The following is a 5,186-nucleotide window of genomic DNA, read 5'->3' on the forward strand; positions in this document are numbered from 1 at the left end:
GCGAAAAAAGACCGAGCCGCTCTGATGTAAAACGTTACATAGAACAAGAACACTTCGAAGACTCTAGTGTGTTAAAACTTAAGCTTGAGGATGAAGCCGTCAGGTTTTTAAACGAAACCCTCAGTGAAAATAACTATTGTGAAAATAAACACGAAATTACACAAGTACTATGGCGTGACTTAAGTGTGCAGCTAAGAGGGCGTTGTTTGTAGTATGTTGGCCGATAAAGAAAAGCTTGCGCAGTTGTTAGCGCAATTAGGTATAAATTACGATGTAATAGAACACCCTGCGTTACATACCAGTTTAGATGCTGATGCATTTATGGTGGAGCGCCCAGGTACGCGACTTAAAAACTTGTTTTTGCGTGATAACGAGGGCAAAAAGCACTTTTTAGTAATTACCGCACACGACAAACAGCTCGATTTAAAAACCCTATCTAAGCAACAGGGGCTTTCTCGGTTGGGGTTTGCCTCTAGCGAGCGGTTAGCACGTTATTTAAAAGTGGCGCCCGGGTGTGTGTCTATGCTTGCTTTAGCAAACGATAAACAAAGCAATGTTACTTTGTGGCTTGATCAAGATATTTGGTTTAACGAGCTGTTTCATTGTCACCCGTTTGAAAACACTCAAACTTGGCTGCTTTCAAAAAATGATTTAAATACCTTTTTTGAGCATACAGGGCATCAGCCTCGGGTAATGTTTTTACCTTCTCGATAGCCTAAAGTGACTAAGACTAAACCAATAAAACACACACTCAGTAAGCAAAGCATAAATGCAGTTTGCCCTGAGTGTTGATAAACAATACCTGGCAATAACGAGCCCAGCGCCCCACCACTATAATAAAACGATACATACCCGCCATTTGTTACACTTGCAGGCGCTTTGCTAATCTTGTTAACAAGCGGAGCAGCGCTTGAGTGTATAACAAACATAGCAGCACAAAATAACGTAAACGCGATTAAAAACACACTCAGTTGCTGGCTTATAAGTAATACAATGCTTAAGTTATACACGATAAAAACCGCAGCAAGTAAATGCCAAGCTGAAGGCACTTTTTTAGCAAGCCAAGGTGTTGCAATAGATGCTAAAGCACCGATTAAGTAGCCGCTGTACACTAAGCCAATATCGCGTGTGCTTGTAATTAAAAAGGTGTTTTGCAAAATAAACGGTAGGTAATTTAATAAGGCTGCAAAGCAAAAAAACATACAAAAAACGGCGCCATACAATTTTAGTACTGCCGCATCTTTTAGCTGCTTAATATACGTTAACGGCGTAAGTGCTGACTGATTAGATACCACAAAGCCCGTGGGCTTTATACTTATAGCCAGGCCAATAAGCACAATCGAAATAACATAATAAAAACTTTGCCAATGCCATACATCACTAAATAAAGCGGCCAATACTCGGCCAAAGTAGCCCCCAGCTATGGTACTGCCTATGTATAAGGTCATATTTTTTTGTAAGGCATCTGCGCTGTAACGTATACTAATAAAGCTTGTCATCGCGGTAAGCGCGGCAGGTAAGGTTAAGCCTTGTATAAAACGCACCAAAAGTAATAGCTCAAAACTTGGCGCTATTGTAAACAGTATGCAGCTCACTCCTAAAATAAACATAGCAATACGTAAAATAATAAGCGGGTTTTGCTTGGCTAAAAATAGCCCATAAACCAAAGGCGCAATTGCTAAAGGCAGCATGGTTACGCTCATTAAGCTGCCGGCAAGCGCAGGGGGAACGTTAAATTCGCTAGCAAATAAGCTCAATAAAGGCTGAGGTGCGTACAGCACAAAAAATATAAACACCGAGCAAATAAGTAAGTGAGCAAAACGCATTGTAGGGCTTAAAACATAAGCTGATAAGTTAGCCAAAGTATATGAAAAATGGCTTATATTTCATAGGTTAAATCATTAACAATTGCGCTAAATCAAAGTGTATATTCAGCCCTTTGCTAGATTAATGCTAATAGCACTGTTATTTGTACTCGTTGGTGATTAAAATAAACCTAATATAAGTTTTTAGTGGAACAAAGCCATGGGTTCATTACAAGACCAATTGCTGCAAGCAGGGTTAACAACATCGCACAAAGCTAAAGTTGCTAAGTCAGAAAAACGTAAGCAACAAAAAAAGCAAAAAAAAGGGGCTACCAGTAACCCAAGCGATCTGCAAAAGCACATACAGCAAACTAAATTAGAGCAGCAAAAAAAGGCTGAAGAACTTAACCAGTCGCGCCATGAAGAGCTTAAGCAACGTGAGCAAGTTGCTCGTGTTAAGCAAATACTTGAGCATCATAACCAAGACTCTATCCGCGGTGAGCGTACCTTTAATTTTACTTACGATAACAAAGTAAAAGGGATAGACGTAAACGAGAAAACTCAAAAAGCGTTATCGGGTGGTCGTTTAGCTATTTGTGTACTGGAAGGGCAGTTTTACGTACTCGATGATGAGCCGGCGCGTAAAGTCGCAGAAGTTGATGAAAAGTACATTGTTTTTCATGTTGAACCTGAAAACAAACCAAAAGATGAAGACGACCCATATGCAGACTTTGAAGTACCAGATGATTTAGTATGGTAAGTGTCTGTTCAGTATTGTTTGCTAAAGTTAACAACAATGGCTGAAAACTTAGTCATGTTTGTTTGATCGCCTAACGTAAATTGATACGTATGCTTTTTACTAGATTGTTTACTACAATCAATAGACTATTTTCTAACCGTCAAAAAGAAGAGTGAATATAATGAGCAAGATGAAAGCACTAATAGTAGGCGCGGGTATTAGTTTAGCCGCAAGTTTTTCGTTTAACGCCGCCGCTGCTGATGGCGAAGCCCTTTACACCCAAAAAATGTGTCAAACATGTCACGGTGCAGAAGGTAAAGCACCTATTATGGGCGCATACCCTAAAATTAATGGTCAAAACAAAGACTATTTAGTGGCCCAAATGAAAGATATTAAATCGGGCGCGCGTAGCAATGGTATGACTGCTGCAATGAAAGCAATGGTTGCAACGGTAACGGACGAAGAGTTTGAAGCAATTGCTGACTACCTTTCAAAGGTAAAATAAAGCACCGCGTTTAAAAACGTATTATCGTTTTAAATTAAAGCGCAGCGTAAACAGCCACACAATTGTGTGGCTGTTTTGTTTGTGTTTGCTATAAAATTAATACTGCTTTAGACTTCTAAACATCTATTCGTACTTGTGTTGTTGTACGTATTTTAAAAGGCTGATTATGATTGATTTACCCCAACTAGATTTAAAAAATAAAGTGTCGGAGCAAGAGTGGCAATTGCGCGTAGATTTAGCAGCTTGCTACCGATTAGTAGAGCATTTTCGTTGGGGGGATTTAATATACACGCATTTATCGGCACGTTTACCTGGCACGGATCACTACCTTGTAAATGCGTTTGGCTTAACGTTTGACGAAGTAACTGCATCAAACCTAGTAAAGGTTGATTTGCACGGCAATATTATTGACGACACCCCCTTTAGCATTAACCCAGCAGGTTTTACTATCCATAGCGCAATTCACGAAGTGCGTGAAGATGCTCATTGTGTTATTCACTTACATACTAAAGAAACCATTGCCGTTGCTACACAAAAAAATGGCCTATTGCCACTAAGCCAATACTCTATGTTTTCGCTCCCTTCGCTGTCGTACCATGGCTATGAAGGGCTGGCTGTAAATGATGACGAGCGCAAAGTATTACAAGATGATTTAGGCAATACCAATCATATGCTATTGGTAAATCATGGTGGCTTAACCGTAGGCCCAACCGTAGGCGATGCCTTTATGCGTTTTTATGACTTGCAACGTGCCTGCGAAATTCAGCTTGCATTACAAGCCAGCTCACAAGAGGTTATTCCGGTGCCGCAGCCAATTATCGACAATATTTATAACCAAGCTAATGTGGTACATAGCGGCAGCACAGGTGGGCAATTAGCGTGGCCTGCCATGTTACGAAAAGCGTACCGACTTGATCCCAGTTTTGCACAATAGCCTGCGTGGCTAATAAGGAATTTTAATGAAAGTAAATCGCGTAGAAGTATTTGATATTCATTGCCCAGAGCGTCCAGCCTGGACGCCGGTTTTTGTACGTATTCATACCGATGAAGGTATTAGTGGTGTAGGTGAGGCTGGTTTGGCTTACGATTTAGGCCACAGCGCAGCAGCAGCAATGATAAAAGAAATGGCTGATGCTTTTTTAATTGGGCACGACCCGTTTCAAACCGAAAAGTTATGGTCGCGTATGTTACGCGAAAGCTTTTGGGGTTTAGGTGGCGGCCCTGTTGTTTATGCAGCAATGAGCGCCATAGATACAGCACTTTGGGATATAAAAGGTAAAGCACTTGGTTTACCGGTATACCAATTACTGGGCGGCAAAGTAAACGATAAGCTACGTACTTATGCATCGCAGCTACAGTTTGATTGGGACAGCGAATTTAAAGCGTTAGTACAACCGCAAGAATACGCAGAAGCGGCGTTAAAAGCGATTGGCGAAGGTTATGATGCAGTAAAAGTTGACCCTATCCAATACGATAAAGACGGCAATACGTATTACGACCGTACTAAAATAATTTCTCGTGGTGAAATGAAGCTATACCGTGCTCGTATGCAAGCTATACGTGAAGCAGTTGGTGATGAAGTGGATATTATTTTTGAGTGCCACAGCTTACCTGGCGCGACCTCTGCTATACAAATTGGTGAAATAGCCGAAGAGTTTGATTGCATGTACTACGAGGAGCCAGTTAACTACTTAAACCATTCTTTACATGCAAAAGTAGCAGATAAAGTGGCAGTGCCAATTGCAGGCGGTGAGCGTTTATACAACCGCTGGGGTGTGCGTCCTTATTTAGAAGATCAAAGCATTGATGTACTACAACCCGATATCGGTTTATGTGGTGGCTTTACTGAAACTAAAAAAGTATGTGACTACGCCGATATTTTTGATGTGCGTATTCAGGCGCATGTATGTGGCGGGCCTGTTGCTACAGCTGCATCGCTTCATTTAGAAACCGCTATTCCTAACTTTTTGATTCATGAGCATCATACTTATGCCATTAAAAAGTGGAACCGAGAGCTGTGCTTACAAGATCCACAACCAAAAAATGGCTTTTTTGAAGTATCAGAAGAGCCAGGCTTAGGCATTGAATTAAATGATGAGATTGTTATGCGCTCGCAGCGTGTAGAAATTAAATAATT

6 protein-coding genes and 1 pseudogene are annotated in these 5,186 nt (G+C 40.9%); 6 read left to right on the plus strand and 1 reads right to left on the minus strand.

The genetic code is table 11. The features are described from left to right. Positions 1-212: pseudogene (locus tag B2R65_RS13975) on the plus strand (hypothetical protein); the annotation flags it as partial. 1 nt (position 213) lies between these two features. Then, a complete protein-coding gene (locus B2R65_RS13980; RefSeq protein ID WP_029772601.1) occupies positions 214-714 on the plus strand; it encodes a prolyl-tRNA synthetase associated domain-containing protein in 501 nt (166 codons plus the stop codon). Here B2R65_RS13980 and B2R65_RS13985 read toward each other — a convergent pair. Further along, complete coding sequence (locus B2R65_RS13985) at positions 681-1,826, minus strand: MFS transporter (RefSeq protein WP_286743596.1); 1,146 nt, start codon at positions 1,824-1,826, stop codon at positions 681-683. The genes B2R65_RS13980 and B2R65_RS13985 overlap by 34 nt on opposite strands. 199 nt (positions 1,827-2,025) lie before the next feature. On the opposite strand from B2R65_RS13985, the gene B2R65_RS13990 reads away from it, so the two are divergent. The 4 genes from B2R65_RS13990 to B2R65_RS14005 all read left to right on the plus strand — a co-directional run bounded on the left by B2R65_RS13990 (position 2,026) and on the right by B2R65_RS14005 (position 5,184). Next, positions 2,026-2,565, plus strand: coding sequence for a DUF2058 domain-containing protein (locus B2R65_RS13990; protein ID WP_029772599.1), 540 nt, complete (start codon positions 2,026-2,028; stop codon positions 2,563-2,565). A gap of 160 nt (positions 2,566-2,725) precedes the next feature. Beyond that, positions 2,726-3,049: a c-type cytochrome gene (locus B2R65_RS13995; protein WP_004587649.1), complete on the plus strand. Its 324-nt coding sequence runs from the start codon at positions 2,726-2,728 to the stop codon at positions 3,047-3,049. Between the two features lie 166 nt (positions 3,050-3,215). Further along, positions 3,216-3,983 carry a class II aldolase/adducin family protein gene (locus tag B2R65_RS14000; RefSeq protein ID WP_024031462.1) on the plus strand — a complete coding sequence of 256 codons (768 nt, stop codon included), beginning with the start codon at positions 3,216-3,218 and terminating at the stop codon, positions 3,981-3,983. A gap of 25 nt (positions 3,984-4,008) precedes the next feature. Next, positions 4,009-5,184: a mandelate racemase/muconate lactonizing enzyme family protein gene (locus B2R65_RS14005; RefSeq protein WP_004587647.1), complete on the plus strand. Its 1,176-nt coding sequence runs from the start codon at positions 4,009-4,011 to the stop codon at positions 5,182-5,184. Positions 5,185-5,186 lie beyond the last annotated feature (2 nt).

Origin of the sequence: Pseudoalteromonas sp. UBA2102, assembly GCF_002331165.1 — a bacterium.
Taxonomy (GTDB): domain Bacteria; phylum Pseudomonadota; class Gammaproteobacteria; order Enterobacterales; family Alteromonadaceae; genus Pseudoalteromonas; species Pseudoalteromonas atlantica.

Coding starts and splice junctions, on each gene's coding strand:
- B2R65_RS13995 (WP_004587649.1), top strand. CDS start 2,726: ATGAGCAAGATGAAAGCACTAATAGTAGGCGCGGGTATTAGTTTAGCC.
- B2R65_RS14005 (WP_004587647.1), top strand. CDS start 4,009: ATGAAAGTAAATCGCGTAGAAGTATTTGATATTCATTGCCCAGAGCGT.
- B2R65_RS13985 (WP_286743596.1), bottom strand. CDS start 1,826: ATGCGTTTTGCTCACTTACTTATTTGCTCGGTGTTTATATTTTTTGTG.
- B2R65_RS13990 (WP_029772599.1), top strand. CDS start 2,026: ATGGGTTCATTACAAGACCAATTGCTGCAAGCAGGGTTAACAACATCG.
- B2R65_RS14000 (WP_024031462.1), top strand. CDS start 3,216: ATGATTGATTTACCCCAACTAGATTTAAAAAATAAAGTGTCGGAGCAA.
- B2R65_RS13980 (WP_029772601.1), top strand. CDS start 214: ATGTTGGCCGATAAAGAAAAGCTTGCGCAGTTGTTAGCGCAATTAGGT.